The 25,635-nt window shown below is 44.2% G+C and carries 26 protein-coding genes and 1 tRNA gene; 21 read left to right on the top strand and 6 right to left on the bottom strand.

Annotated features, from left to right (window positions below):
- Window positions 1-3: 3 nt before the first annotated feature.
- Window positions 4-1,614 carry a hypothetical protein gene (locus H3V12_RS00395; RefSeq protein WP_198211964.1) on the bottom strand — a complete coding sequence of 537 codons (1,611 nt, stop codon included), beginning with the start codon at window positions 1,612-1,614 and terminating at the stop codon, window positions 4-6.
- Window positions 1,615-1,786: 172 nt separating this feature from the next.
- On the opposite strand from H3V12_RS00395, the gene H3V12_RS00390 reads away from it, so the two are divergent.
- From H3V12_RS00390 to H3V12_RS00380, 3 genes are all read left to right on the top strand, one after another.
- Window positions 1,787-2,869, top strand: a complete 1,083-nt coding sequence (locus H3V12_RS00390) for a hypothetical protein (protein ID WP_198211962.1) — start codon at window positions 1,787-1,789, stop codon at window positions 2,867-2,869.
- Between the two features lie 139 nt (window positions 2,870-3,008).
- Window positions 3,009-3,638: a zincin-like metallopeptidase domain-containing protein gene (locus H3V12_RS00385; protein WP_198211960.1), complete on the top strand. Its 630-nt coding sequence runs from the start codon at window positions 3,009-3,011 to the stop codon at window positions 3,636-3,638.
- Window positions 3,631-3,984: a hypothetical protein gene (locus H3V12_RS00380; protein ID WP_198211958.1), complete on the top strand. Its 354-nt coding sequence runs from the start codon at window positions 3,631-3,633 to the stop codon at window positions 3,982-3,984. Before H3V12_RS00385 ends, H3V12_RS00380 begins: the two co-directional genes overlap by 8 nt.
- Before the next feature lie 588 nt (window positions 3,985-4,572).
- On the opposite strand, the gene H3V12_RS00375 is transcribed toward H3V12_RS00380, so the two are convergent.
- Complete coding sequence (locus tag H3V12_RS00375; protein ID WP_198211956.1) at window positions 4,573-4,743, bottom strand: DUF1508 domain-containing protein; 171 nt, start codon at window positions 4,741-4,743, stop codon at window positions 4,573-4,575.
- A gap of 628 nt (window positions 4,744-5,371) precedes the next feature.
- Between H3V12_RS00375 and H3V12_RS00370 the strand changes: the two genes are divergently transcribed.
- The 15 genes from H3V12_RS00370 (at window position 5,372) to H3V12_RS00295 (ending at window position 21,351) form a co-directional block, all read left to right on the top strand.
- Entirely contained in the window at window positions 5,372-6,697 is a 1,326-nt protein-coding gene (locus H3V12_RS00370) for a hypothetical protein (protein ID WP_198211954.1), read from the top strand.
- Window positions 6,698-7,137: 440 nt separating this feature from the next.
- Complete coding sequence (locus H3V12_RS00365; RefSeq protein ID WP_198211952.1) at window positions 7,138-8,463, top strand: phage terminase large subunit; 1,326 nt, start codon at window positions 7,138-7,140, stop codon at window positions 8,461-8,463.
- Window positions 8,464-9,225: 762 nt separating this feature from the next.
- Window positions 9,226-11,331 carry a portal protein gene (locus H3V12_RS00355; protein ID WP_246787499.1) on the top strand — a complete coding sequence of 702 codons (2,106 nt, stop codon included), beginning with the start codon at window positions 9,226-9,228 and terminating at the stop codon, window positions 11,329-11,331.
- A 195-nt stretch (window positions 11,332-11,526) separates the two neighbouring features.
- Window positions 11,527-12,510 carry a hypothetical protein gene (locus H3V12_RS00350; protein ID WP_198211948.1) on the top strand — a complete coding sequence of 328 codons (984 nt, stop codon included), beginning with the start codon at window positions 11,527-11,529 and terminating at the stop codon, window positions 12,508-12,510.
- A 294-nt stretch (window positions 12,511-12,804) separates the two neighbouring features.
- Complete coding sequence (locus tag H3V12_RS00345; protein ID WP_198211946.1) at window positions 12,805-13,923, top strand: N4-gp56 family major capsid protein; 1,119 nt, start codon at window positions 12,805-12,807, stop codon at window positions 13,921-13,923.
- Between the two features lie 135 nt (window positions 13,924-14,058).
- A complete protein-coding gene (locus H3V12_RS00340) occupies window positions 14,059-14,415 on the top strand; it encodes a hypothetical protein (protein ID WP_198211944.1) in 357 nt (118 codons plus the stop codon).
- Between the two features lie 4 nt (window positions 14,416-14,419).
- Complete coding sequence (locus tag H3V12_RS00335) at window positions 14,420-15,115, top strand: hypothetical protein (protein WP_246787450.1); 696 nt, start codon at window positions 14,420-14,422, stop codon at window positions 15,113-15,115.
- Window positions 15,116-16,582 carry a hypothetical protein gene (locus H3V12_RS00330; protein ID WP_198211943.1) on the top strand — a complete coding sequence of 489 codons (1,467 nt, stop codon included), beginning with the start codon at window positions 15,116-15,118 and terminating at the stop codon, window positions 16,580-16,582.
- On the top strand, window positions 16,579-17,022 hold the full coding sequence (locus tag H3V12_RS00325; RefSeq protein WP_198211941.1) for a hypothetical protein: 444 nt from the start codon (window positions 16,579-16,581) through the stop codon (window positions 17,020-17,022). The genes H3V12_RS00330 and H3V12_RS00325 overlap by 4 nt, the downstream gene beginning before the upstream one ends.
- Window positions 17,009-18,058, top strand: a complete 1,050-nt coding sequence (locus H3V12_RS00320; protein WP_198211939.1) for a tail fiber domain-containing protein — start codon at window positions 17,009-17,011, stop codon at window positions 18,056-18,058. Before H3V12_RS00325 ends, H3V12_RS00320 begins: the two co-directional genes overlap by 14 nt.
- Window positions 18,059-18,242: 184 nt before the next feature.
- A complete protein-coding gene (locus H3V12_RS00315; RefSeq protein WP_198211937.1) occupies window positions 18,243-18,638 on the top strand; it encodes a hypothetical protein in 396 nt (131 codons plus the stop codon).
- Window positions 18,635-19,576 (top strand): tail fiber protein, encoded by a 942-nt coding sequence (locus H3V12_RS00310; protein ID WP_198211935.1) that lies wholly within the window; start codon window positions 18,635-18,637, stop codon window positions 19,574-19,576. Before H3V12_RS00315 ends, H3V12_RS00310 begins: the two co-directional genes overlap by 4 nt.
- 3 nt (window positions 19,577-19,579) lie before the next feature.
- Window positions 19,580-19,747 carry a hypothetical protein gene (locus tag H3V12_RS00305; RefSeq protein ID WP_198211927.1) on the top strand — a complete coding sequence of 56 codons (168 nt, stop codon included), beginning with the start codon at window positions 19,580-19,582 and terminating at the stop codon, window positions 19,745-19,747.
- Entirely contained in the window at window positions 19,748-20,728 is a 981-nt protein-coding gene (locus H3V12_RS00300) for a hypothetical protein (RefSeq protein ID WP_198211925.1), read from the top strand.
- Between the two features lie 5 nt (window positions 20,729-20,733).
- The gene (locus tag H3V12_RS00295; protein ID WP_198211923.1) at window positions 20,734-21,351 is read left to right on the top strand and encodes a hypothetical protein; all 618 of its coding nucleotides are present in this window, start codon (window positions 20,734-20,736) and stop codon (window positions 21,349-21,351) included.
- 67 nt (window positions 21,352-21,418) lie between these two features.
- Here the strand turns inward: H3V12_RS00295 and H3V12_RS00290 are convergent, their stop codons facing one another.
- Window positions 21,419-21,733: a hypothetical protein gene (locus H3V12_RS00290; RefSeq protein ID WP_198211921.1), complete on the bottom strand. Its 315-nt coding sequence runs from the start codon at window positions 21,731-21,733 to the stop codon at window positions 21,419-21,421.
- A gap of 283 nt (window positions 21,734-22,016) precedes the next feature.
- On the opposite strand from H3V12_RS00290, the gene H3V12_RS00285 reads away from it, so the two are divergent.
- The 3 genes from H3V12_RS00285 to H3V12_RS00275 all read left to right on the top strand — a co-directional run bounded on the left by H3V12_RS00285 (window position 22,017) and on the right by H3V12_RS00275 (window position 23,748).
- On the top strand, window positions 22,017-22,682 hold the full coding sequence (locus tag H3V12_RS00285; RefSeq protein ID WP_198211919.1) for a glycoside hydrolase family protein: 666 nt from the start codon (window positions 22,017-22,019) through the stop codon (window positions 22,680-22,682).
- A complete protein-coding gene (locus H3V12_RS00280) occupies window positions 22,679-22,933 on the top strand; it encodes a hypothetical protein (RefSeq protein ID WP_198211917.1) in 255 nt (84 codons plus the stop codon). The genes H3V12_RS00285 and H3V12_RS00280 overlap by 4 nt, the downstream gene beginning before the upstream one ends.
- Window positions 22,934-23,403: 470 nt before the next feature.
- Window positions 23,404-23,748: a hypothetical protein gene (locus tag H3V12_RS00275; RefSeq protein WP_198211914.1), complete on the top strand. Its 345-nt coding sequence runs from the start codon at window positions 23,404-23,406 to the stop codon at window positions 23,746-23,748.
- A 110-nt stretch (window positions 23,749-23,858) separates the two neighbouring features.
- On the opposite strand, the gene H3V12_RS00270 is transcribed toward H3V12_RS00275, so the two are convergent.
- The 3 genes from H3V12_RS00270 to H3V12_RS00260 form a co-directional block, all read right to left on the bottom strand.
- Complete coding sequence (locus tag H3V12_RS00270; RefSeq protein ID WP_246787449.1) at window positions 23,859-24,056, bottom strand: hypothetical protein; 198 nt, start codon at window positions 24,054-24,056, stop codon at window positions 23,859-23,861.
- Window positions 24,057-24,449: 393 nt separating this feature from the next.
- The gene (locus H3V12_RS00265) at window positions 24,450-24,704 is read right to left on the bottom strand and encodes a GNAT family N-acetyltransferase (protein ID WP_198215816.1); all 255 of its coding nucleotides are present in this window, start codon (window positions 24,702-24,704) and stop codon (window positions 24,450-24,452) included.
- 376 nt (window positions 24,705-25,080) lie between these two features.
- A tRNA-Pro gene (locus H3V12_RS00260) sits at window positions 25,081-25,157 on the bottom strand.
- Between the last annotated feature and the right edge of the window lie 478 nt (window positions 25,158-25,635).

Genomic DNA, 25,635 nt, shown 5'->3' with positions numbered 1-25,635 from the left:
CGCTTACTTTTTATCCTTTGGTGGAGAATATTGCATAAAAGGCATATCTCCGAATATTTTTCTAAATTGTTGTTCTGAATCTATTCTAATTAACAATTTTCCATGATCGTCTTCATTGAAACTTTGTGGCTCGCAATTCGAATAATAAAAGCACTTGTCTAATACGCCATGTTTCTTTACTTTTTTTACAGGAACACATGCATTTATCCAACTCGTGCAATTGCTAAAGTCGCATTCATAGAAAGTATTGTACCTAAAACTATTATCCGGAAGATAGCTTTCAGGTATAATACGCTCGACTTTTGTTTTTTTAGTAATCCCATTTTTAATCGGTATATAAGGAGATGAATATATAAAAGCAATTTTGCAATTAGCGAATTTACAATTGAAAGCTGCAATCTTTGTAATTATTGGAAGTGTATGTTCCACATTTATTCCATAGAATATACAGTCTAAAAACCCAAATCGACAAATAACTTTTGATTTTATGAATCTTTGAATAAATTTGTAACTAAAAGTCAAACCGACATATGTAACATATAAATTTTTAATTTCAAATTCATTCAAATATTTTACATTATCATCTTTCTGAACATGATCTTTACGCGATATTATTACAAATTCATTAATATAAAAATGAAGAGGATTATTTCCAACAAGGTCGTCAGCATAATGAATCGCTCGCAGACGAGCTTTATTCGCTATTGTAACGTCACTAGCACCGGTTATAAAATCTGCTATCAAATCAAATGCTTCTTTTCTAAGAGGACCTTCAGGGTCACTTGCAACTGCATTCAAAAAGGAAAGACCTGCATATTTTTGCGCATCGCTTTCACTGCTTAAAAGTTTTGATGCTTCTGCGATAAGCTGGGCGGTGTCACGCCGTTTTGCCATTTTGATTTCGTTATCGTGGCGCTTGCCATCCTGCTTCTTTTCTTCAAGCTCGATTGATTTATTTTTGGTCGCTTTGGCCGCCCAGAAAAAGGTAACAAGACCGGCAGTGGCCAGCGCTACATTTTTAATATCTATGCCACCGAAAAAGGTTGAATTGTCTTGACCCGGATAAAAATACAGAAAAGCAATTGTCCCGAACAAAGTGCCAAGAATTAAAGTGACGTTCAAAACATCGACGGCAAAACGGTTGCTGGCAAAATCGACACTTTGGCGAGTATACGCATTCTTCGACGGGAAAAAGGCTGCATTAATCCAGCTATTCAAAAGCACAAATAAAAGTGTTGCGACAATCGCAACCAAGGAAACAACTTTCAATCTATATTGAAAGTCCTGAAATGGATAAAAAACCGATAGACAGAGGAAAACAATACATAAAATAGTCGAGCCGAGTAGCGCAAACCAGTTTGTTTCTTTCGTGATGATTGCGGGAAGCAAAATCAATATGTCTGCCAAAACAACGAATAAGAAAATGGCCACACCAAGAATGTTGTTACTTGTTTCAAGAAAAAAATAATTCAGGAGAGAGAAAACTATTGCTGCAATTAAAAAGCCGATACCAAGCCGGAACATGCGCTTTTTAAAAGCAATGAATTTTTCACCCGTTTCACTTGCTTGTTCTAGCTTATCGTTCTGTTTATCGGTATTGGTATTTGAAGGCATTCTTCGCTTTTTCCCCTTCTCTTTTTCCCTAGCGATTTATGCCAAAAATTCAGACAAAAGCAATGTTAGGATGTGTTTTTCCCCTTTTTGCAACCGCTATTTGTGTGATGGTTTTGTGCTAATCATTTCAAGCTTCTGCAAAAATGAGGAAGGGAATAAATGACGGCTATTTATGGCATTATTTCGTGGCACGAGTTTTTCACGGTCAAAGCCGGAATTGTTGGTTCCGTTTAGAATGTCGTTTAAGCGCAAAAAAAGCGGTCAATTTCGTGAAGTGATAAAAGGCGAAGCTATTTTTGAACCACAGAATCTGTTAGTATTTGAAGATTTCTTCGGCATTATATTTTCACAATTCAAAAGAACGTATGACCTTTTAATTATGAGCAATTCTACTGACGATCTTCCGTTTTCCCAGCGCTACGGCTATGCGCCGGTTGTTCAACAGCTTGCTTTGGGAGAAATAACAACCGCATTCAGAGAAGAGATAAAAGCACTTCTCGACGAAACTATTATAGTCGGTCGTTTTAATGCTATTGAAAACGAATATGCGGATATAATTCAGGACATTTTTATAAACTTTTATGAAGGAAATTATAGAAAGTTTTCAAGAACGAAGTCTTTCGTGAAAGATTTCCTAGATGAGTTTGTCGATAAATGTAATTTTTTTAGACTTTTTGATTTATTAGAACAACTAATAAAAGATCTTAAACAATTAAATACAGATAATATTGGTTATAAAAAACGTAATGAAAATTTTGAATTTAAGTTAAAAACAATCGTTAAAAAGCATCACTTAGCCTACATAATTTACGACGGAAAGATCAAGCCTATCAGTAATGAATTTGAGGGTAAGACTTATGTTGCTGCACTCGATGAGACAAAGCACACTGGCCAGCTTGGTGCCCATAGCCATTTACTCAAAGCCGGAGAACAGATAAATCACCAGAAGTGGGCTGATAGCGTTCGGGAAAGCATCAGCGCGGTGGAAGCGGTTTGCCGCCAAATTGTCGGGGAAAATGCAACTCTCGGTTTGGCACTGAAGGAAATTGAAAAGAACTATCCTCTGCATCCGGCATTTAAGAAAGCGTTGAGCGAACTTTACGGCTTTACCTCTGATGAAAACGGAATTCGACATTCACTTTTGGACAAGTCGAGTGCAGCCGTTGACGAGGCCGACGCACTTTTCATGTTGGGGGCTTGCGCATCCTTTGTTTCTTATTTGCTTTCCCGAACAAGGTCGAAAGACGATAAATAAATTTGTTCAAAAGCATCTAAAGGTTTTGCGTTATTAGAGATTAAAGATTTCGCAACACAACAAAGATGTGTAGAAAATGAAGTATGTTTAGAAAAATCTTGAATTTCAAAAAACGGGCTTGTGGTTACAAGAATTGTCGATGAATATAAATGAAATATTAAATCGGAATGTCATCGTTGATGACCACGGAACACGATTCCGGGTTCATATGGAGCTTGATTTAGATAAAAAAGATAGGGACAGAAATATCTCCACTTCGACAAGTGATCAATATTTTATGTATTTGCTTTTCAATCTACATGAAATGAAAATGATTATTTTTGATATTGTGTCCAATATCATTAATAGAGTCAACATATATTTCGATGATAGCGGATTACCACGATACTATCATGGTACCGATAACATCATATTAACAAAACCTAGAAACTACAAATCATTGCATCTATTCTTCTCCGCTATGTTTCATGAGATAACACATTGGATGATACATCGCAAAGAGAGTACTATAGATAAAGAAATAACCTTATTACTCGATGAGGAGGAGATTGTTGCTGAGTTGGTGAGCTTGTGCATAATGGAAGAGTTGGGTTATTCGAATAAAATAAAACAATATAGTTTGGATTATATCGATGAATATTTGGAAGCGCTTCGCGACAACAAAAATATTGATATCCAACTCTCTATTGAGAAAATGGAATCTTTAACAAAACGATTAATCAATCAATTCAAGAGTTTCTTCTATAAAGAGTGTAAAACAAATGAATAAAACTATCATTGTGACCATCTTCACAATGCTCTTCATGAATAATGCCAACAGTGAAACTGTTAATATTGGCAAGATAGATTCACCAATGCATACCGCAATCCGTAGAGGGTTGAGTTATAATAATTCAGTGTGTTTTGAACATGTTTATCAGTCAATTCCCAAGCGTGAACGAAGGAATTGGACAATGACATTCGATGAACAACGTCTTAATAATTATGAGGATATTATCTTGAATAAAAAAGGACAATCGTCTTATCTGGTATGCACAAACGGCCGTTTATTACGGAAGGATGCATACGGTTTTAAACAATTGAATGATTATAGTGATAAAGGTGATAAAAAATAGGAATAATTCCTTTCAACTATAATATCGCAATTATCACCGCCGCTAATCTTTATATATGGAATTTTTTGCGGTGGATTTGTTGTTAGTTTGCCACCTTCCATCAGACCCGACGGTATCACTGTTGTTCGCTTCGGTGCATCCTGAATTATTCGTTGGTCTATATTGAATATAGACTTTTTTATTTGTTTTCGTTTTTCGACAATTCGACAAAACGACCATACTTAACAAAAACACCATACTTAACAAAAACAATTGTCCATACCGTTCTTATCGATATTCTAAATAAACCTTCGGGTGTCCATAAATGCAAAGGACTTTGCCACAACATAGAAGTACCCAGACGTAAGATGGCAGCTTCTTGTCGACTTACCAAAAAAATCCGGCAACGTGCGTTCATTTTCAAGAGGGATAGAAAATGTGAAAAAAGCGTTACGCTTTCCAGTTGAAGGGAGAAGGCCTAGGAAAATTCGGAACGATGGTTATTTAAAAAGCTGACGTAGCGCAATGCCGCCAGCTTTTAAACTTTAAAACACCCGATTAGGGCGTTTGATAAATAGACCTGCGAAATGGCAGGCGAATATTCAGACTTCAGATTTCCTCAACCGGTGCGTTATAAGAAGATTTTACCAGATCAATTGCATGAAGAGCATCAGCCTTGTTTTTATAGCCTTCGCCGCTTGTTGCGATCTTTTCGTGGTTCGCGGCTTTCAAATGCCAATACCATTCGCCGTTGCTACCTTTGAAAATTTCGTATTTCATAGTATCATCCTTATTTCGTGTGGATTATTCATAATTTAGAACCATTACGCAAAAAATTTTAAGAGAAATGGGAATTTTTTTTATTATTTCAAGATAAAAATTATCTATAATAAAGTTTATTTTCGATTTTTATTCTGACGAGTAAAACTCTTTTACACTAAATTATAACTTACCCCTCTTTATTAAAAATTCTCTTTTTAAGTTTGAAGGCATCGGCATTTTTCCAAATGGAAATGATCTATTTGGCAATTGAAAAACATGTGTCGATTGGTTTTGAACAGGAGCGACCAATAAAAATTCACGCGTCTTCCGACCACCTGATTTTTAGAAAAATAATTTTTTAAAATTTCCGATTATTTTTTTCTTGCAAAAATGTGTCACTAAATATTAACTGACACATACGGCACAACAAGAATTGTATCTATGGTTTGGTTGACGTTTATAAATATAAAAACGTTTTATGATCTTTTATATTTTAAATATTCGATTGTTTGTTGAATTTAAATTCCTTTTAAAACGATATTATTCTAAATTACAGATTTTTTCATGAATATTGCTATTGATTGTTGAGGCGTTTGTTGAATGTTTTTAAAAAATCCGCATGGAATAGTTTGGGCCGCAAAAATGCGTGGCGAATGTTTTCAAGCTCGTAGCGCATTTGGCGGTTAAAAATTTTATCCTTGAAAAGGAAAAGGGACTTGGCCGGAACCAAAAAGCGAACATCCCTCAAAACAGAAAAATCCGTGAAAAAACCGCCGTTAAAAAAGCACACCAACAGAAAAAAAGCCGCGCCTTATCGGAAGAAATTGAAAAAGAAACTGTGCGGGTTGCTGATGGATTTTTGGAAAAGGCAGCACGTTCGAGAGTGAGACTTGAAAAGGAAATTGAGCAGCAAATGCTCGGCAATGAGAAAATGGCCGCACGTTCAAGCGTAGAGTTCAAAAAGGAAACGCTGGAAAATGTGTCTGGAAACAAGGAAAAGGCTGCACGTTCAAAAGTGAGATTTGAAAAGGATATTGAGCGGCAAGTGCTGGGCAATGAGGGGATGGCTGCATGTTCAAGCATAGAGTTCAAAAAAGAAACGCTGGAAAATGTGTCTGAAAGCAAGGAAAAGGCTGCACGTTCGAGAGTGAGACTTGAAAAGGAAATTGAGCGGCAAGTGCTCGGCAATGAGAAAATGGCCGCACGTTCAAGCATAGAGTTCAAAAAAGAAACGCTGGAAAATGTGCTTGAATCCAAGGAAAAGGCAGCACGTTCAAGTGTGAAGCATGAAAAGGAAATTGAGCGGCAAGTTCTGGGCAATGAGGAAATGGCTGCACGTTCAAGCATAGAGTTCAAAAAAGAAACGCTGGAAAATGTGTCTGGAAACAAGGAAAAAGAGATAACTCTAACCACGCGAATTCGAAAGCAGACGCTGCAAAAAATGCTTGGCAACGAGACAATGGCTGCGCCTTTAATAGAAGAGGTTAAAAAGAAAACCGTGCAGGATGAGTGCAAGGAAAAATTGTCGCTAGAGAGTAATGCAGTTTTGAAAACAATGCCGACTGTAGCAAAAGCGACAAAGAAAGCCACGCAAAAAAAGCGGGAAGCTGTGCGAGAAAAGAAAGCTTCCGGCATTTTGAAAGAGGCTATTTTAAAAGCTGCAATAAAAGCTGGTAACCGGTTGGGAGAAGACGGGCTTGTTTCCTATCTTGAAGCGCAGGCTTTAAAAAATGCTTCTTCCTTTTTGACACTACTTGGCAAGGTGCTGCCTGCCGAACTTAATTCAGACGGACAAGAAAGAAAAACCGTGACAAAAATCGAACTGGTTGCATTATCACCCTCACCGAAAGATTTGACAGTTGCAAATGAACCAGCCGGAAAAAAGCGCACGACTTCTAAAAAGCGCCCTGCTCGACACCAGGAACTTGAGATAAATCAGGAAATCTCGGAAATCCTTAAAAAAGACAATTGACGAGCTTTGCGATAAAAAAGGTTTTCAAAAAAGCGAACCGGTTTTGCAATTGTTCAACGAATTTGTTTTCGATGCGAAATGAGGAGAGAGTTTCACTGTTTTTCGTGTCTCGAAAATTATTTCAAAAAAACGTCTTGCACGTTTTAAAATGGTGGCTTTTTGAAATGGTGGGCTTTTTGAAATGACGGGCTTTTTAAAAAGCTTGACGTGCTGTTTTTCTTATATTGGCCTGATTACGATGAGATCTATTATTTCCTGAAGGCGTGGTTTTTAAAAGTGGCGATGCTTGTTTAAAACGAGCGTTTTCTTTGCATATCCGTCAAGGTGGTGAAGACGGTTTTTAGAATAGTTTTTTAAGCTTTTTTAGGCTTCCGGATTTGGTTTGGAACGTAGAAAACGTCTTGTCCGGTCGTTTTGTTTCGGTGGTTTTGTGGTGGTTCATGACAACAGAAAAAATAGAATTGCCGGAAAAGCTGATTAGCCTTTTCGATGGGCCGGCCGATATCAGGGCGGCCTATGGCGGGCGCGGTTCGGGAAAAACCCGCTCCTTTGCCACAATGAGCGCAGTGGTCGGCTATTGTTTGGGAAAAAGAGGAATTCGCGGCATTATTCTTTGTGCCCGCCAATTCCAGAATTCTTTGGCTGACAGCTCTTTGGAAGAAATCAAAAGGGCTATTGCCGATTATCCGTTTTTACAAAATTACTATACCATTGGTGAAACCTATATACGCTCGAAAGACGGGCGCATTACTTATGCCTTTTCCGGTCTAGACCGGAATATTGCCAGTATCAAATCGAAGGGGCGGTTGCTTCTCTGTTGGGTGGATGAAGCCGAACCTGTGACCTCCCACGCGTGGAACACATTGATACCGACTTTGCGCGAGGAAGGTGAGGATTGGAACACCGAACTCTGGGTAACATGGAACCCGCTCAGAAAAGAGGCAGCCGTTGAAAAGCGTTTTCGCGACAGTAAAAATGCGCGTATCAAATCTGTTCAACTGAATTGGCGTGATAATCCGAGATTTCCCGATCTATTAAACCGCGCCCGCCTTGATGACTTGAAGAACCGGCCGGAAAGTTATGACCATATATGGGAAGGGGGATTTCTTTCCCAGATGGAGGGAGCCTATTTTGCAACCGGTCTTGCAATTGCCAAAGAAGAAGGGCGCATTTCCAATGTTCCGGCCGACCCGTTAATGACATTTCAGGCTTTTTTCGACATTGGCGGCACCGGCGCCAAAGCCGATGCAACCGCTATCTGGATTGCGCAATTTATCGGAAAAGAAATCCGCGTTCTTGATTATTATGAAGCGCAAGGGCAGCCTTTGAGTGCCCATATCAACTGGTTGCGCGAAAAAGGTTACGGGCGGGCAAGAATTACATTGCCGCATGACGGTGCAACCAAAGATCGCGTGCGGGATGTGAGTTTTGAAAGCGCGCTTCAACAAGCCGGTTTCGAGGTAGACATTATTCCCAATCAGGGAAAAGGGGCAGCACGCGCCCGCATTGAAGCGGCAAGACGGCTTTTCCCCTCTATCTGGTTTAATGAAAAAACCACAGAAGCAGGACGCGATGCTTTGGGCTGGTATCACGAAAAACGTGACGACAAACGCGATATAGGACTGGGGCCGGAACATGACTGGGCAAGCCACGGGGCTGATGCTTTCGGCCTGATGTGTATTGCCTATGAAGCACCAAAATTTTCTAAAAACCGGCAGCGCAATTCTCTTAGACATGATTTCAATACGTCATGGATGGCAGGATAACAAAAAGCAAAATTGTCGACTGTTGAACCAAGATTCAAGTGAAAGAACCGTGCGTGTCCAAATTATAGCGGATAGCAATTGCGTTTTGCTATTCTTTCAAAGCTTGAAAGCGACATTCCAAAAACAAAAGAAGCTGCCAAGGGTGCGGCACTATATGCGAAACCGGAGACTTTCTTGGACGAGAGCTTCCAAAATGGGCAAAAGAGCGAGAAAAACGAGGGGCGAAGCTCAAACAAGCTTTATGCGCGGCAGGCGTGAATTTGGCGGCGTTCGCAATGTTTGCGATAAGAGCTTCCAAAACGGGCATAAGAGCAAGAAAAACGAGGGGCGGAGCTCAAACAAGCTTTATGCGCGGCAGGCGTGAATTTGGCAGCGTTCGGAATGTTTGCGATATATGCATCGTTTGAGGCATGGGAAATGTTCGGAATATTTTCGATGTTTGCGGGACGCGTAATATTGGCGGCGTTCGCGGCATGAGTGATATTCGCTGTGTTTGCAGGCTTTCCACGAGGTGAACTATTCGGGACAATAGAACCGGATGCGCAATCAATCGGCTTTTGGTTTTCCGGCAATGGCTTTTGTTTCATGTGACCTGACCTTTTTGTTTCTTTATGACGGTTGCCTTGTGCTTGCCCGCCTGCCCGCTTTGCGCGTTTTGCTTATGTTTTTTTCGGGGCTTTTTGGCTTTTCAGAATTGAACTTTCAAGTTGTGCGGGCTGCGACACGACGAATTTTAACCAATAATTTTACGGGCTGATGATGATGCAAGAAAACGAGAGTTTAGACCATGGGGCTTCGGATGACTTTGACAGTGCAAAAAGAGATATTTTGTTCCAGTCATTGTTAAAGCTTTTCCGGCAGGATATGGCGCATGTTGCCGAATGGCGCAAAAATGCCCGCGAAGATTATGCCTTTTATAATGGTGAACAGTGGGAAGCCCAAGACAAGGCGGCGCTTTTCGAGCAAAAACGCCCTGTCATGACATTCAATCGCATTGCGCCGCTTGTCAATGCTGTTATCGGCTCGGAGCGCAACAACAAACGCGAAGTGCAATTTATTCCGCGTGAAATCGGAGATGCGAGAGCCAATGAAATACTGACCGGTGCGGCGGAATGGTTTCGCGATCAGGCGGAAGCGGAATATGAGGATTCGGAAGCTTTTACCGATACTGTCATTTGCGGTATGGGGTGGACAGATACACGCCTTGACTTTGACGATGATGAAACGGGTAAACCTGTTGTGTGCCGCCTTGACCCGCTAAAAATGGTGTGGGATGCCTCGGCGGTGAAAGCCAATCTGGTGGATGCGGAGCGCCTCTGGTATATCGACGAAAAGCCGCTTGCCGAAGCGCGCCGCATGTTTCCCGATATTGACCCGTCACTGCTTGATGCACGCTGGGCGAAAAATGGTGTTTTTGACAGTAGCGCACCTCTTTCCCATGTGAATTCCGAGACTTTTTATAGCGAAGATAATTCTGGTGCTTCGGAGAGGCAAGGCTTGGGGCTTTCTTCCGCCGCGAGCTCTCTGGTGACGCTTGTCGAATGCCGCTGGTTCGAGCGTGAGGCTTTTTACAAGGTTTTTGACCCGCTGACAGGTGAAACACAGGATTATTCGCTTCGCGACTATGAAGAGAAAAAGAAAATTTCGCCTGAAATACAATCGGTAAGGCTTACAAGAAAGATTGTGAAAAGGGCTTTTCTGGGCGAGGTTCTGCTTGCCGAACCCGATCAGCCGATGGTGCCGAACGGGCAACTTGGTTGGGAATGCATTACCGGTTATTTCGACAAGATGAAAAAGCATTATTATGGCATTGTGCGCCCCACAAAAGACCCGCAGCGTTGGGCGAACAAATTTTTCAGCCAGGTGATGTATCTTTTAAACAGCCAATCGAAGGGTGGAATTCTTGCCGAACGCGGTGCTTTCGATGATGACAGGCAGGCAGAAGAAAGCTGGGCGCGCGCCGATGCCATTACCTGGACAAAACAGAATGCGCTTGGCGGACAAAATGCCCGCATTCAACCCAAACCCGTGGCACAATTTCCTGTTGGTTTTTTTCAGCTTTTCAATGAAGCCAAAGAAGCAATTTCGGATGTGACGGGCTTGTCTTCAGAATTTATCGGCACGAGAGAAGTAAACCAGCCCGGTGTTTTGGAAAGCCAGCGCCGGCAATCTTCTTTGAATTTGCTTGCCTCGCTTTTTGATGCGCTGCGCCGTTATCGGAAAAGACAGGGGCAAATTATGCTTTACCTCATACAGAACTATCTTTCCGATGGAAGGCTTATCCGCATTGTGGGGGATGACAACAAGAAATATGTGCCATTGACACATGAAGCGGTCGCCAACCGCCAATATGACATTATTGTTGATGATGCACCGACAAGCCCCAATGAAAAAGAACGGACATTTGCGATTATTCAACAGATGTTGCCGATGTTGAAAGATTATCTCACGCCGGAAATCGGACTGGAAATTCTGCGCTATTCGCCACTTCCCGCCTCGCTTGTTGAAAAATGGACAGCCAAGGCACAAGAAGCGGCTCAACAAAAAGCAGAACAGGAAATGGCCAGAGAACAGATGGCCAGAGAACAGATGGCAAGAAAACAGATCGCCGGCCAAGAAGCGGCAATGGAAAGAAATGCAGTGCCGGAACAGTCAACAGGGCAACAGGCGGAGCAATTGAAGTTGCAAGCCTTGGCAAACGAGCTTGATATGAAAACAAAAGCCCGTGAACTCGACCTTAATGCCAAAGCGGCCGATCTTTTTTTAAAAAATCAGAAAGCAAGGCTTGAGACCGAAACGGCCAAAAACCGCGCCCTCATTGAACAATTGAAAATTGAACAATCGCAAACGGGGAACGCCAATTCCTGAAACAAGCGCCCCGAAAGCTTGGATAAAATGGGTTTTAAATTTGGCAAAGCGGCAATTCAGATTGTCGGCGCATTTCAACTCCCGCAATTGCAACTTTTGTCTTTCCTGCCGGAGGAACCGGCTTCGCCTCAAGCATCGGCGTTTTGATGCTCTGCTGCCCGTTTTTTTCAAAGGGCATGTTTAAAGGATAAATTTATGGATATTGCACCCGAATTTTCACCGGAAGAACAGGATGTTCTCGGCCACCAAAACACCGACAATGACGGATTTGAAGATGAAACTGCCTTACCGGAAAATTTTTCCGACAGTAATACTATGACCGGACCTTCCGGAAGTCAGGAAGGGGAACATGAAAAACCGGTAGAGGAAGAAGATGAAAGAACCGCAAAAGCGCGAAATCATATGGTTCCGCATGGTGCACTTCACGCTGAAAGGGAAGAGCGCAAAAAAGCGCAAGCCGAGGCGGCAGAGGCAAAAGCCAAACTTGCCCGCATTGAAGAACGTTTCAAAATTGCGCGCGAATTCACGGAAAATAATGCCGAAGGCGAGAGCTTCTCACCATTAAAACAGCCACAAATGGAAGCGCCTGATCCGGAAAAAGATTTTGTCGGCTATGTCAAATGGATTGGCGCCAGATTGCAAAACGAGGAAGCCGAAAGACAAAAGAGAGAAGCCGAAGAGCGGCAATCTATCAAAGCCGCAAGAGAACAGGAAGCGGTCAAAGATTATTTTGCCACGTCTGTAACCGCACTTAAAGCGGAACTGCCGGATTTCGACGAGGCGGCCGATTTTCTTTATGAAGCACGGGTGAACCAGTTGATGGCGCTCGCCGATGCTTACCCTGCTTTTAAAAATGCCGATGCGATCAATGCGCAGATTGGAAACGAGCTTGCGGCCATTGTTAAAGGCGCTTTGGAAAGCGGCACCAATCCTGCGCAAACAATTTATAATTATGCAAAAAATATCGGCTTCAAGGCGAAATCTATAGCGGGGGGTGACATTGCCGCAATGCGCGCCAAAAAAAACGCCGCGCGGACACTCACCGCATCGAACGGGCGCGCTATTGCCGACCCTATTAGCCTTGAAGCTATAGATGCCATGAGCGACCGGCAATTTGCCGAGTGGATTTCCAATCCGCGAAATGAAAGAGCCTTCAACATTCTGATGAAGGGGGAATAAGGCTTTTAGCAAAATAAGTTTTTTAAAGGGAGCCTGTTTTTTAAAGCTGATTTGAGAGACTTCTGTTTCAGAAGCTTGAGCTTTAAAAACCACCGCTTGCAAAAGATGGGGCTTCTAAAACTTTTAAGTAGGTTCGTGTAGGTTTGTTTTGAAACTTTCACCTTTTTTTTTTGCGGATTTTCGTTTGAAATGGACGTTATCATTTTCACCCACCGGAGGTTTTCCGGTTTCGTTGGTTCGCTCGCGTTAAAGCGACAAAAAGCTTGAAAATCAATTGAATTTTAGGAGGCCATCATGGCTATTACATCCATCGGGGTGAACGACCCTCTGGCTGTTCGTGCCTGGTCGAAGAAACTTGCCGTCGAAGTATCGAAAGCTACCGAGATTGCGCCTTTGATCGGAACCGACACCAACAGCATTATCCAGCTTAAGGACGAAACCCAGAAAGGCGCGGGTGATACTGTCCGTTTCGGCTTGCGCACCCAGCTGATGGGCGAAGGCGTATCAGAAGGGGTTAAACTGGAGGGCAATGAAGAAGCCCTTTCAACCTTGAATGATGCTGTTATCATCAATGAACTTGCCCATGCTGTGAGGGTAAAAAACGAGGGCACAATCGACCAGCAGCGTGTGCTTTTCGATTTGCGCAGCGAAGCCAAAGACGGTTTGACCGACTGGTATGCCGACCGTTTGTCGCTCATGTTTTTTACCCATGTTTGCGGCTATACCGCCACACAAATGAACTTTGAAGGGCGCACCATTTCATTGTCGCCGGTGCATTACGGTTTCAATGAGCCGACAGCCCCGACCGACAAGCGCATTATTCGCCCGAATGGCAAAACCACTGACGAAAGCCTTGACGAAAAAGATGTGTTCAATCTTTCTCTGGTTGATAAAGCGGTGGAGCGGGCAAAACTTGCCAATCCGCGTTTGCGCCCTGTGCGTGTCGAGGGGGACAGCGTTTATGTGCTTTACCTTCACCCGACACAGGTGACGGCACTGCGCACCAACACGGCAACCGGCCAATGGCTTGATATTCAAAAAGCAGCCTATCAGGGCTCGCGCGCCAAAAACCCGATTTTTGACGGCTCGCTCGGCATGTATAACGGGGTGGTTCTGCGTGAAGCCGAACATATTACCGAAGGTGTCAGTTCTGCCGACCCGACCACGCCTGTTTCAAACACCCGCCGTGCGGTGCTTTTGGGTGCACAGGCTTCCATCGTCGCTTTCGGCAAGGACCGCGGACCAACGCGCTACAAACTGGTTGAAGAATTCTTCGATTATGAACGCGAACTCGGTGTTGCGGCAAAAACCCTGATTGGTATGAAGAAAACAAACTTCAAACTGAAAGACAGCACTGTCGGCGAACAGGATTTTGCAACCATCGTTATTTCAACCTATGCCGAGCCGCTTTAAAACGGCATTTCAAACAACAGGAAAAGGGGCAAGTGCTCCTTTTTCTTCTCTCCTTTTTCTTCTTATGCGACGAGCTGTCTAAGGCGCAATTTTCCCTCTTCCCGATTTTTTAAAAAACCGGTGATTTTGTCAGAGATGAAAAAAATGACCCATGCTTATTCTATAGACGCAAGTTCAAGCGATGATACCGACTGGATATTAATGGATTTTGAGGAGCCTGCGGCAAAAAGCGGGAATGTGCGAGATAAAAAGACCACACCCCTTCCCCGAAAACCGGTGAAAAAGACAAGTTTAAAAAAACCGCAAGCGGAAACCGGAAGCACATCTCGAAACACTGCCGAAAAAGCCGAAAATTTGAAGGCCGAGCCTTCCATACCGGCGCAAGCAACAACAACGCAATCAACAGCCGCCGTTTTGAAGACCGCAAGCGGCAAAAAGCGACTGAGAACACGCAACCTGAACTCGAAGAAAAACCGGAAAACAAAGGTTTAATATTATGGCCATTATCATTACCACGACAGGGCCGATGACAAGTCTTCCCACGCCTCTCCAGCCGAAAAACAAAAACTTTTCGGATATGATTGCCGTTATTCAGGATGAAATTGACGACACAACAAATGAATATTTCAGCCAGATTCAGGAAGCAATCTATTCGGCCATCCGCTTTTCGGCACGTGAACCGCTTTATTTCAATGAAACGCGCGATATTACCTTTTTGACGACTAAAAATCAGGACTGGTATGGCGCAACAACCGAAAAGGCGATTGCAAGTGCCGCCGGTATCCGCTTTGTCTTTCTTGAAAAATCTAATGGCAACGCAAAAAGGCTTAACCTCAATTCCCCGCAGGAACTTGAAAGCGCGGGTTCAGCCCATGGCGAACCTTATGCCTATTGTTATTTTGGAAAAAAACTGCGGCTCTTTCCCTGCCCTGACAAAGTTTACAAAATACGCCTGATGATTGAACCCTACCGGCTTGAAGAAGTTTTGAAAGCCGATGAGGAATCCCCTTGGTTTGTCGATGCGTTCGACCTTGTCAAAGCGCGGGCAAAATACGAGCTTTATAAAGATATTTTGAAAGATGCCGATAGCGCTCGAACAGCCTTTAACGATTTTAACGAGCAGCTTTCAGCGTTAAAAGCGGAAACCTCGCGGCGCAATGGTAGCGGCAAAATCAAAGCAACGGTGTTTTAAATGACATTTTTATCGATAGCCGAATATCGCCCCGACATTGCCGATATCAATAGCGACTATAGCGATGATATATTGAATGTTTTGCCGGCAGACGGCAGTTATATTCCCATGCCCGGCTTCAAAGCATTTTCCAAGCCGTTTCCGGAAAAGCCTTATGGAGCCTATGCCGCGCGGTCGCTTGATGGAACAACCTCGGTTTTTGCGGGCACTGCAACAAAACTTTTTGTCCTCGACAATACCGATCTTTCCTGGCGCGACATCACGCAAACGGGAAAAATCTATTCCGCTTCCGATGAAGCGCGTTGGTCTTTTGCGTCGTTCGGCAATTTCATTATTGCGGTCAACAAAAACGACCCGCCACAGGTTTTCGAGCTCAACCGTTCGGCAAAATTCCGCAATCTTGGCGGCAATCCGCCACGGGCGGGAGCTGTTAAAGTGTGGGGCGATTTTGTTTGTCTCATGCAATTGCCGGATAATCCCAACCGCGTTTACTGGTCGGGCCTTAATGATGCGGAATTCTGGACGGTTGGAGAAAAGTCTTGCGACTATCAGGATTTTCCGGATGGGGGCAGTGTTCAAGGCTCGAGCGAAGCAACCAACCCGATCATTTTTTTACAATCGGCAATTTATCGCGGCACATTCATTCCCGGTTCCGACATTATATTTTCTTTCCAGAAAATTCATGACAAACGCGGTGCCAAATCATCCAATTCGATCAGCAGTCGCGGCGAATTTTCCTTTTATGCCGATGAAGGCGGATTTTTCCAGATTACCAGCGATGGCGCGGTGACACCTATCGGCTTTGAAAAAATCGACCGCTCGGTCTTTACCCGCATGAATGCCAATAATCTTGCCGAGATGTTCTGTGCAATCGACCCTTTCTATAACCGCGTTTATTGGGCGATGGATTATAACGGTTCGGGCGTGATGAACGAATTGATGGTTTATGACTGGGGCCTGCAAAAATGGACGGTTATCAGCATTGCGGCAAGCAGTATTATGCCGATTTATACAAGCGGTTACACGCTGGACGGGCTTGATAATATTTCAACTATTCTGGAAAATTTGCCGTTTTCGCTGGATAGCAAAATCTGGCAAGGTGGCGCGCCCATTCTCGGCGCTTTTTCAGTTGATTACCGTTTGGGCTCCTTTTCGGGAGAGGCGATGGAAGCAATAGTTTCCTCGCAGGAAATTGCTGCCACCAATGGTGATATAAACCGGCTGGAAAATGTTATTGCACAAATAGACACGAATGAAGCCTCGCTTTCAATTGGTGCAAGAATGCGAAGAAACCCACAAGAACCGGTAAAATGGTCAGGTGAAAAAAGCCCCTCTTACAATACCGGCCGTTACCATGGCCGCTCACGGGCGCGTTTCCACAAATTCCGCCTGCGTGTTCCGGAGGGCGCGAAATGGTCGCATATCGCGGGCTTCAATGTCGATTTTACAAGAGCCGGAAAAAGATGAGCTATCAAATCTATCTCACCGAAAACTGGCCTTATGAGCGGATGAAACGTTATAGCGGCGATCTTACAGAGGCGATGAAGAAAATCGCCCGTCGTTTTCCCGACGACATATCGTTTGAAACAATGGCAGAAGAAATTGCAAGTGGCGAGCGGCAATTATGGATTATCGTTGACGAGAAAGAAAACTTTGTAGCCTTCGTCACCTCGCATATCGAAATTCTGGCGAGCGGCAAAAAACGTGTCGAACTCCTCGAACTTGCCGGTCACGGCGGCGAAAAAATAGCCGATATGATCGAACCGATAGAAGAATGGGCAAAAACCATCGGCGCATCCGAAATTTGCCCCATCGGTCGCATCGGCTGGTCAAAAATCATGCGCGCACATGGCTATAGGCCAAGCGTGGTCAAATATCGAAAGGAATTGAACAATGGGCGGAAGTAGCGGAAAAGGCGGAAAATCCACACAAACGAAGACCGAGACATCGGCCCCGCCGGAATGGGCGGCACCACTCTTCAAGCGTTCGGCCAAGGATGCCATGGACCTTTATAATTCCGGTCAGGGTGGCAATGTTTATCAAGGCTCGCGGGTGGCCGATTTAAGTGACACAACAAAAAATGCCATTAGCGGGCTTGGAAACGCCACCGCCAATTATGGCAACAGCTATTTGCAAGGCCTTGCAGGCGGCAAAAATGCGAGTGGCCAGAACCTTGCCGATATGGCTTCGGGAAAAATGGTGGGGGGAAACAGTGCCTATAATCAGGCTTTGCAAAACACACTTGATAACACCGCCACCACCATCAACAGTCAAATGAGCGGTGCTGGTCGTTATGGTTCGGGAGCCCATAACGGTGTTTTGTCTCGACAATTGGGACAGGCTGCAACAACGGCACTTTCCAACCAGTATAATCAGGATGTTGGAAATATGCTCAATGCCAATGAACTTATCGACAGGGCAAACAATAACCAGCTTTCGGCCGCAAGCAATTATTTTCAAGGACAAGGAAACAATTTTCTCAATGCTTTGAAAGGCGGCACAATCCTTGACCAGAACAACCAGCAAAAACTTGATGCAGCGCGTGACCAATGGAATGAAGAAGATAATCGTGGCTGGAACCGGCTTGCCATGCTTTTAAGTGCGGCTCAAGGTGCAGCCGGAAATTACGGAACGTCAAGCGGAACGCAAACAACAAAACAACAGAATGGTGCGCTCACCACAATAGGAAACGGTTTGGGTGCGCTGTCATCGCTTTTTGGTCTCTCGGACCAACGCACAAAAGAAAATATCCGCTATGCGGGCAAACGCAACGGCTACAATGTCTATGATTTCAATTATATCGGAAGGACCGAGCGCTATCGCGGTGTCATCGCGCAAGAAATCCTCAAAACCGACCCCGATAAAGTTGTGACCCACCCCGAAAGCGGATTGTTAATGGTCAATTACAACAAGCTCGGATTTCCTATGGAAAGGCTTCTGTGAAGGTAAGCCATTCGGCTGTTTCAAACGCCCCACAGTGACATGGGAGACAAGAGGCTTGTCCCCACCCGATGCTTGAGCATGAGCCTCATAAATTTAACGACAAATCAATCAATAGACATTGCCAGAACGCTCCAGAAAAACCGGAAGCGCGAATGAAAAATTGCACTCGAATGGAGGCTAATTCATGAATTCACATTCTTTTTTTAATTTTTGGGCTAACCGCCCGTCCAATAACAATGCACCTGTGTTCGGCTCGATTGGCCCCTCGGGATTTGGTGGGCAAAACTTTAAAACCGGCATATCCGCCCCTTCCCTCGTCGCTGGTGATAACAATAGAGATAATTCTTCCACATCCACCACGGCTTACGGATTACTGGAAGACGGGCAAACGCAAAAAGGCCTTGAAAAAGGCGCCGGTTCACTTGCCAATGCATTGATCGCCCTCGCCGATGTTGACGCGCCGCAGACAAGCTCGATGCAATTAAAACCGGTGCGCGGCCCGTCAACCGAGCAATCGCAGGCACTTTTGCGCCTTTTATCAAACATGCAGTCGAAAACCAATAATGGAGGAATGTTATGAGTTCGATTTATGATTGGTCACTTTCGGCGGCAAGCAATGCCAATGCCGACAATATCATCAACTGGACAGAGGGGCAGCCGCCAAGCACGGTCAACAATTCCGCCCGTTCGATGATGCAGCGTGTGCGCGAATATATGTGCGATATTGGCGGCGATGTTACCGTCGAAGGATCCTCTTCCCGCATTGCGATACAGTCGAAAACACCAGTAACCGCTTATATCAACGGCATAACATTGCGGTTTCGCGCGCTCGGTATGAATGTCGAGCAACCGGTTATCAGCCTTAACAATATTGATTATAAGCCGGTTTTCAAAGCAACCTATCAAGGGGTAAAACCTTTGGAAAGCGGGGATATTCAGGCCGGCGCTCTCTATGAAATCGTCTTTTGCAGTTTATTGAACAACGGGAGTGGCGGCTGGTTTTTGTCTTCACCGACACCTCAACAATCAACACCGGCCGGTGTTATTTCAATGTTCGGTGCGCCGACAGCGCCTTCCGGTTGGATACCCTGTGACGGACGCTTATTATCAAGAACACAATATGGCGCACTCTTTTCGGCCATTGGCGAATGGTGGGGCAAAGGCGACGGGCAAACGACCTTTGCCGTTCCGGATTTGCGCGGTGTTTTTCTACGCGGAACAGATGCCGGTAAAAATATCGACCCCAACCGCTCTTTTGCCTCTTTTCAGGATAGCCAGAACCGGTGGCACAGCCATTCAGGCTCGATTGGCGAGGCTGGCGAACATAACCATAGTTATACCCGTTGGGTGCATAGAGGCGAAGGGCCAGACGGCAAAAATGGCTGGGACTGGTTTGCAGAAACAACCGATTTTACCTCGGTGGCCGGAAGACATAATCACAGTCTCACCATTAACGGCGATGGCGGCAATGAAGCGCGCCCGGTCAATATTGCCATTCAATATATTATCAAGGCTTGAACAATGGATGAACACCCTTTTGCAATATCCGGCATAAAAGAGCCGGAGAAAATCCGCATATTGATTTACGCGAATAATCAAATGGCGCATGTTGCCCTTTCCGCACTTCTTATGCCGTTACAGAACAAAATGACCGAACTCGACAACCGTTTGAAGAAACTGGGGGTTTAAATGGCTGTACCCTATCATACACATACTTTCGAAATTCCGACTGCAACGCCACAGGATATGGCAGCACGTGCTTCCAATGACAAAGCTGTAACGCCTTCGGTTCTGGGTACGGCTGCAACAGCCGATAGAAGCGAATTTGCAACCGCCGAACAGGGCAAACGAGCCGATAGTGCCGTTCAACCCGAAACGCTCGGCACTTTGGCCAGAAAAAACAAAGTCGTTTTAACCGAGATTGAAACAAGTGGCGCGCCTTCAAGCACTACTTTTCTATCCGGCAATGGTTGGCAGAACCTTACCGGTGGCGGCGACATGACAGTCGCAATCTATGACCCGTTGGCCAAGCGAACCGACGCGTTCGATATGGGCAATATGAAAGAGGCGCCGAACGCCAAAATTATGACGGCCGACGAACGCGCAAAAATAGCAAATCTTGATGATCACTATCTTTCAAAATCCGGTGGAACCATTAATGGCGATCTAACGGTAAAAAATAGTGCAGGAACTGCTTTTGCTCAATTTCCACCAAATGCATTGTACCCGACAATGCGTTTTGGTTACACGGGGGAAGACGAAAACTATTCAGATTTAGCCTTTATTGGTAATTCGTTGAACATCCATGTTCATAAATTTGGCGATGTTGCCAATTTTTATGACGACGGAACAACATATTTTGCCAATACCATAACCATACAAGACAAAACATACTGGCAACCCGACGGGAATATCGGCGGCACACGTTGGAACGGCGGTGATCTTTATTCCCATATTGAAAATCGTATCAATGCCTGTGTTACAGACAGTCGCATTATAGGCTGGGCAGAGCTTACAGCCGCTACCTACACATGGATGCATCTACCGAGTGGCTATGTCGTGACATCAATCTGGAAACCCGAAAATATGAACCTCCCATATCATTTTGGTGGTCGTCAACCGCAACTTTTCATCGCAAATCGCGGCTGGTTTCCTTTAGGGGCGTGGTAAAAAAAATGAAAGATTTTGGTAAACTTAAAGCTTCAAAAGAAGAAATTAAATCAGGTGAAGACATTAAGGATGACAAAGGCAATATTGTCCAGAAAGCCGGAACTGTCACCATCTATATATTGAAAGATAACGACGGCATTGAGTGGCATGATCTTTTCGAAAAATATCCGCATAAATTCTATATCGCTATCGACGACACAAAACGCATTATTTCCATGACGGATGACCCCGAACAGTCGCAAATTGCCGGATTTGATATTATCGGCATTGACGATGATTATGGCGAAACATTCGGTCAGGGCGGGAGTGTCTATGGCAAGCTATGGGATGGAGAAAAAATTGTTGCAGCTCCCCCTGTATTCCCGCCTTTAACAGCACGGCAATTCTGGCAAGCGGCTCTTGTCATCGGTGTTAGAGAAGAAAACCTCACCACCGGTATAACCAATAAAGATAGCCCTTTTTACATAGGCGATGAAGAAGAACGTGAAAGCGTGTTGATCGACATCACAAAAGCAACAAGCTTTACCCGCGATTTTCCGCTTTTGAAAAAAATGGCCGAAGTCAACAAAATTCCGGATGAGCAGCTTGATACTTTATGGAATTGGGCTGCCAATATCCAGTAAATGCTGCCGTAAAGCCACCCGAAAACCCCGCATCTTTTGCGAGGCTTTTTAGTTCCTTGAAAAATTATTAAGGTTGTTTATACTTTTCAAGAGTTTCGTTGGCTTTTTTTATGTCATCCTTGGTAAAAAGCGGATGCCATTTTTCATTGTTTGCAACAAGCGATTCAACAGTCAAATCAAGTCGTTTATTCACCCAAAGTTTGGTAAAACCGCTAGTAGCATGAGTAGCAGAATTAGAGTGTATCAGCGTTTTCGCCGTTTGAAAGCCACCATCCCGATCAACCATTTGTCTAAATTTGGAAAGTTTTATTCCTAGTGCATCAAGAGCTTTATCATAAATAGCCAGCATTTCTTTATGAAATTCGTCCTTCAGACTTGCCATTTTATACTCCTCCTGAATGAAACTCGACCGAGGTTTACAATACCATAAGTTGCCACCTTTTTTAAAAGGAAAACGTGAACACTTTTCATGTTTTGCACAAGCGATCGCGGTTTAAAGCAAACGGAACACGCTTCTAAATGAATTTATGGTTGCAGCGCATGAGCCACGCCCACCTCATCCGGTTTTTTAACAAAAGCAAAATTAGTGAATTGAATATTGAACCACCGCCCCGCTTTTTGCGGGGTTTTTTATTGCCTTCATTTATCATTGATAAGGAAACACCATGACACGACAAATAAGCCCCCACGGTCTTGACAAACTGAAACAATGGGAAGGTCTTAGAACAAAGGCCTATCAAGATACCGGCGGTGTCTGGACAATCGGCTATGGGCACACGGCCATGGCCGGTTCTCCTCAGCCCTATCAGGGCCAAGTCATTACCGCAGTCGAAGCGGAAAACATTCTCTTGAAAGATCTTGTTCAGTATGAAGCGGCGGTCGAGAACAATGTAAAAGTCAAGCTTAATGACAACCAGTTTGCTGCTCTCGTATCCTTTGCTTTCAATGTCGGCATCAATGCTTTCAAAAATTCGACATTGCTAAAAAAATTGAATCAAGGCGATTTTAATGCGGTTCCGACCGAACTGATGAAATGGACAAAAGCGGGTGGTAAAAAAATTCAAGGCCTTGTCAATCGGCGCCGGGCCGAAGGGTATCTGTGGATGGAAGGCGCGTTCGTGACGTCCAAAGATGTGGTGCCTGAACAAAAAACTGTTCATCCGGTGTTGAAACCGGAAGTCCTCGGGCCGGTTATCAGTGCTGCTTCCGGCTTGACCGGTTTTGCCACCGGTTCGGGACCGTTCCAATGGGCGTTAGCTGCCGTCATGGTGATCGGCGTTGCAATCGGCAGTTTCTATTTCATCAAACGGTTTAGAGAGGCGGAATTATGACCACACTCGAACGCCTGACTATGACCATTGCCATCATCATTGCGCTAATTGTTGTTGCTTTTTGTATCGGGCAAGAGACGGAAAAACAAAAGTCGCTAAAGGCTGCAATCACAGCCTTTGAAAATTCTCACGAGGTTGAAAATGAAGTTGAAGCTCTTACTCCTTATCAGCGCTGCCTTGCTGTTGGCGGGGTGCCATACGACTGCAGGGTTCTCTTGCGCGGGTTGGACAAAACCGCCCAAGGCAAATGACGCTGCGCGCCTTGTCGAAACCGAACCGGCAATCACCAGATGGATCATCTCGACCAACCGTTTTGGCCAAAAACAGAAATGTTGGAAATGAAAAAACTCATTATCCTGATGCCAAGTGGCATTCATTAAAAGTCGATAAATTGGCGGCGCGTTGATGCAAATGTTTTTATACTGTTTGTCGAACGATCAGAAAGAAACACTGTGACAGAAAACCGAATGCCGTTTTCCAATCGAAGCCCGATTACCTGTTTGATAACTTATGAAATGCGGTGCTCTTCCAATAAATATCATTGATGAAAAATCCCGCCGGCATTCTATCTCCCGGAGAATTGCAAACATCTTCGACTTATCGAAGTTCTTGTCCCTCTCTGTCGGCACAGCTCGCACCCGCTTATCATAACATTAGCCGACTAATTTGTGAGAGCGAGCAATAATTGAACAACGCTTCGCGCCTTTCATGGAATAATCAAATGTCTGAAAACAATCCCCCACCCGACTGGCTTGCTTATCTTGTCAGGTTCGGGCTTCTTGCTCTTGCCGGTGCATGTGGCAGTTTTTTAAGCCAGCTTAATGGCGCACCAAAAAAATGGCCGCAACGCGTAATGGAATGGGTTGGTGGTGCTTTATGTGCCATTTACGGAGCAGAGCTTGCCGCCAATACTCTTTCTCATCTGCTTGATAAATTCGACTTGATTGACGGTTCCTATGTTGTGCCGGAAAAATTTCTTGGCCTTGCCGGTTTTTTATGCGGGGCCTTGGGTGTCGCGATTATCGATAGCGTCATAAGCCTTTTGAGAAGAAAGTTCAGTTCATAACCAAGTCTTCGCAACCATTCTTCATGCACCAGCTAAACCGGCCCTGAAACAAAAATAAAAGACAAAACTCTAACGCGGGGCTTAAGCGGCACAAAGATAAAACGGCCAATCTATTCGATTGGTAGTTTCGGTTTCCACCCCCGACCATAGCCGACAGACATAGCAGAAGCCGCAAGTTCGATTTGGTGGATAAGCATTTTCCGTTCTTCAAGCAAAGCTCTAATGAGGGCTTTTGCATCCCCGTCATAGGCTGCAATGAGGCCATCAATATCGTCTTCACAACTATCGTTCGAAACAGCTTTGCTCACTTTACGCGACTCCATTTTTGTTCTCGTATTGTTCTTATTTTTCTAAAAAGAGTCAATTAAAAAATCGCTCAGACGAATAGCCCGAACGAACATTTTATATAAATTATATGCGATTGATGAATGTCGGTTTCAAGCAGCACTTCCTTTTCAGTTCAACTGCAAAATCCGCTTTTTCATGAGAATTAAATTCTCATTATTGATGAACTTTTCTAATTATTTTTCAATGAGTTGATAAAACGCAAATCAACGCAGACCTGAAACATGATAAAGGCACACGCTTGGGTTCCCTTTTGCTTGAAACCGCTTTGTTTTCCCGATTTTTCATATAACCAAATGTGAAAAAAGAAAAATAATTAAACCTATTTTCCGTCCCGAAAGACGTAAAGCAATTAGCTAACAGCAATCCCTGCCATCACAAGCTTCCAATGATTTAAGAATATCGGCGGTAGAAAGAATAAGTTTCATATCTATTCTTTTTATTGGGAAAAATCCAGAATGTTCATAAAACCTCTTGGCTTTTTCGCCCACTCCATCAACGACATTGGCGCGGAAAACAACAAGTTGAGAAGAGGAAATGACCAAAAGAAGGGCATTGTGCAAAAGCGCAGCCCCTAATCCCTTACCTTGGTGATTTCTATCAACTGCCATCTTACACGTAGTGTTATAGAGAGAGCCTAATATTTTCACCGAATCGCCTGTTATTCTGGCTGCAACTGCAATTGACCAGAAACATTTTATTATAAGCGCCGCATGTCATCTTCAGCTTGTGCTTTTCCATTAAAATATTAATAAAATATCCGGTCGTTCTGGTAATCATCTTATTTGGGCGGGGCATTTTATTCGAGCGCGGGCATTTCAATTGCCGCGGTTGAGACTTATGAACCCTGACTTTTAAAACAATCATAGACGATAAAACCACGCGCAAAGCACAACAAAATCATGCGCAAAGCATTATCGTTTTTTCGATGTTTTGAATTTTGAAAACTCGACGTTTTGTCGTTTAAAAATAACTTTTAATGAAAAATGGTCGGAGTGAGAGGATTTGAACCTCCGACCCCCTCGTCCCGAACGAGGTGCGCTACCAGTCTGCGCTACACTCCGACTAACTGGTGTTGGCGGGCTTATACCGTTATGACAGACTTCTCGCAAGTGTTTTTTAAAAAAACCCGCTCAACAATTATTCATTTCCTGTCTGTTCCCCCTTTCTTCCTCTGCTCGCAATTGCCTTTTCCTGATCTGTTTTTCCCTCTCATCCGCTTTCGTCCCCTCGCCCGCCAGCGTTTTAATATCTTGTTCTTGAAAATTTTTCTCCAAAGCGTGATTTTTCTCCGGTGACGCGACGGTTTTTGCCGCTTTAAATTGTTTTCTTCCCACCTCACGAACTTCCTGTCGCAAGTTTGGCCGATTTTTCCTCTTTTCCTGTTTTGTGAGCATTTCGGTGCTGTTCTCGTTTATCCAATCGGCCAAAGATCACAGGGGGGCAATCAAAGGCCGGTTTTAAAAATATATGCCGGTTCCCTGAGCCATCGCCTCATCGATTGGAAAGTCGCGCACTATCGGGCTCCATTTTAATGATTTT

Source organism: Bartonella sp. W8167 (assembly GCF_016100335.1).
Classification (GTDB): Bacteria; Pseudomonadota; Alphaproteobacteria; order Rhizobiales; family Rhizobiaceae; genus Bartonella; species Bartonella apis.
Note: the sequence above shows the minus strand (reverse complement) of the source record. Positions and strands in the feature narration are given on the sequence as shown.

Coding starts and splice junctions, on each gene's coding strand:
- H3V12_RS00395 (WP_198211964.1), bottom strand. CDS start 1,614: ATGCCTTCAAATACCAATACCGATAAACAGAACGATAAGCTAGAACAA.
- H3V12_RS00390 (WP_198211962.1), top strand. CDS start 1,787: ATGGCATTATTTCGTGGCACGAGTTTTTCACGGTCAAAGCCGGAATTG.
- H3V12_RS00385 (WP_198211960.1), top strand. CDS start 3,009: ATGAATATAAATGAAATATTAAATCGGAATGTCATCGTTGATGACCAC.
- H3V12_RS00380 (WP_198211958.1), top strand. CDS start 3,631: ATGAATAAAACTATCATTGTGACCATCTTCACAATGCTCTTCATGAAT.
- H3V12_RS00375 (WP_198211956.1), bottom strand. CDS start 4,743: ATGAAATACGAAATTTTCAAAGGTAGCAACGGCGAATGGTATTGGCAT.
- H3V12_RS00365 (WP_198211952.1), top strand. CDS start 7,138: ATGACAACAGAAAAAATAGAATTGCCGGAAAAGCTGATTAGCCTTTTC.
- H3V12_RS00355 (WP_246787499.1), top strand. CDS start 9,226: ATGCAAGAAAACGAGAGTTTAGACCATGGGGCTTCGGATGACTTTGAC.
- H3V12_RS00350 (WP_198211948.1), top strand. CDS start 11,527: ATGGATATTGCACCCGAATTTTCACCGGAAGAACAGGATGTTCTCGGC.
- H3V12_RS00345 (WP_198211946.1), top strand. CDS start 12,805: ATGGCTATTACATCCATCGGGGTGAACGACCCTCTGGCTGTTCGTGCC.
- H3V12_RS00340 (WP_198211944.1), top strand. CDS start 14,059: ATGAAAAAAATGACCCATGCTTATTCTATAGACGCAAGTTCAAGCGAT.
- H3V12_RS00335 (WP_246787450.1), top strand. CDS start 14,420: ATGGCCATTATCATTACCACGACAGGGCCGATGACAAGTCTTCCCACG.
- H3V12_RS00330 (WP_198211943.1), top strand. CDS start 15,116: ATGACATTTTTATCGATAGCCGAATATCGCCCCGACATTGCCGATATC.
- H3V12_RS00325 (WP_198211941.1), top strand. CDS start 16,579: ATGAGCTATCAAATCTATCTCACCGAAAACTGGCCTTATGAGCGGATG.
- H3V12_RS00320 (WP_198211939.1), top strand. CDS start 17,009: ATGGGCGGAAGTAGCGGAAAAGGCGGAAAATCCACACAAACGAAGACC.
- H3V12_RS00315 (WP_198211937.1), top strand. CDS start 18,243: ATGAATTCACATTCTTTTTTTAATTTTTGGGCTAACCGCCCGTCCAAT.
- H3V12_RS00310 (WP_198211935.1), top strand. CDS start 18,635: ATGAGTTCGATTTATGATTGGTCACTTTCGGCGGCAAGCAATGCCAAT.
- H3V12_RS00305 (WP_198211927.1), top strand. CDS start 19,580: ATGGATGAACACCCTTTTGCAATATCCGGCATAAAAGAGCCGGAGAAA.
- H3V12_RS00300 (WP_198211925.1), top strand. CDS start 19,748: ATGGCTGTACCCTATCATACACATACTTTCGAAATTCCGACTGCAACG.
- H3V12_RS00295 (WP_198211923.1), top strand. CDS start 20,734: ATGAAAGATTTTGGTAAACTTAAAGCTTCAAAAGAAGAAATTAAATCA.
- H3V12_RS00290 (WP_198211921.1), bottom strand. CDS start 21,733: ATGGCAAGTCTGAAGGACGAATTTCATAAAGAAATGCTGGCTATTTAT.
- H3V12_RS00285 (WP_198211919.1), top strand. CDS start 22,017: ATGACACGACAAATAAGCCCCCACGGTCTTGACAAACTGAAACAATGG.
- H3V12_RS00280 (WP_198211917.1), top strand. CDS start 22,679: ATGACCACACTCGAACGCCTGACTATGACCATTGCCATCATCATTGCG.
- H3V12_RS00275 (WP_198211914.1), top strand. CDS start 23,404: ATGTCTGAAAACAATCCCCCACCCGACTGGCTTGCTTATCTTGTCAGG.
- H3V12_RS00265 (WP_198215816.1), bottom strand. CDS start 24,704: ATGGCAGTTGATAGAAATCACCAAGGTAAGGGATTAGGGGCTGCGCTT.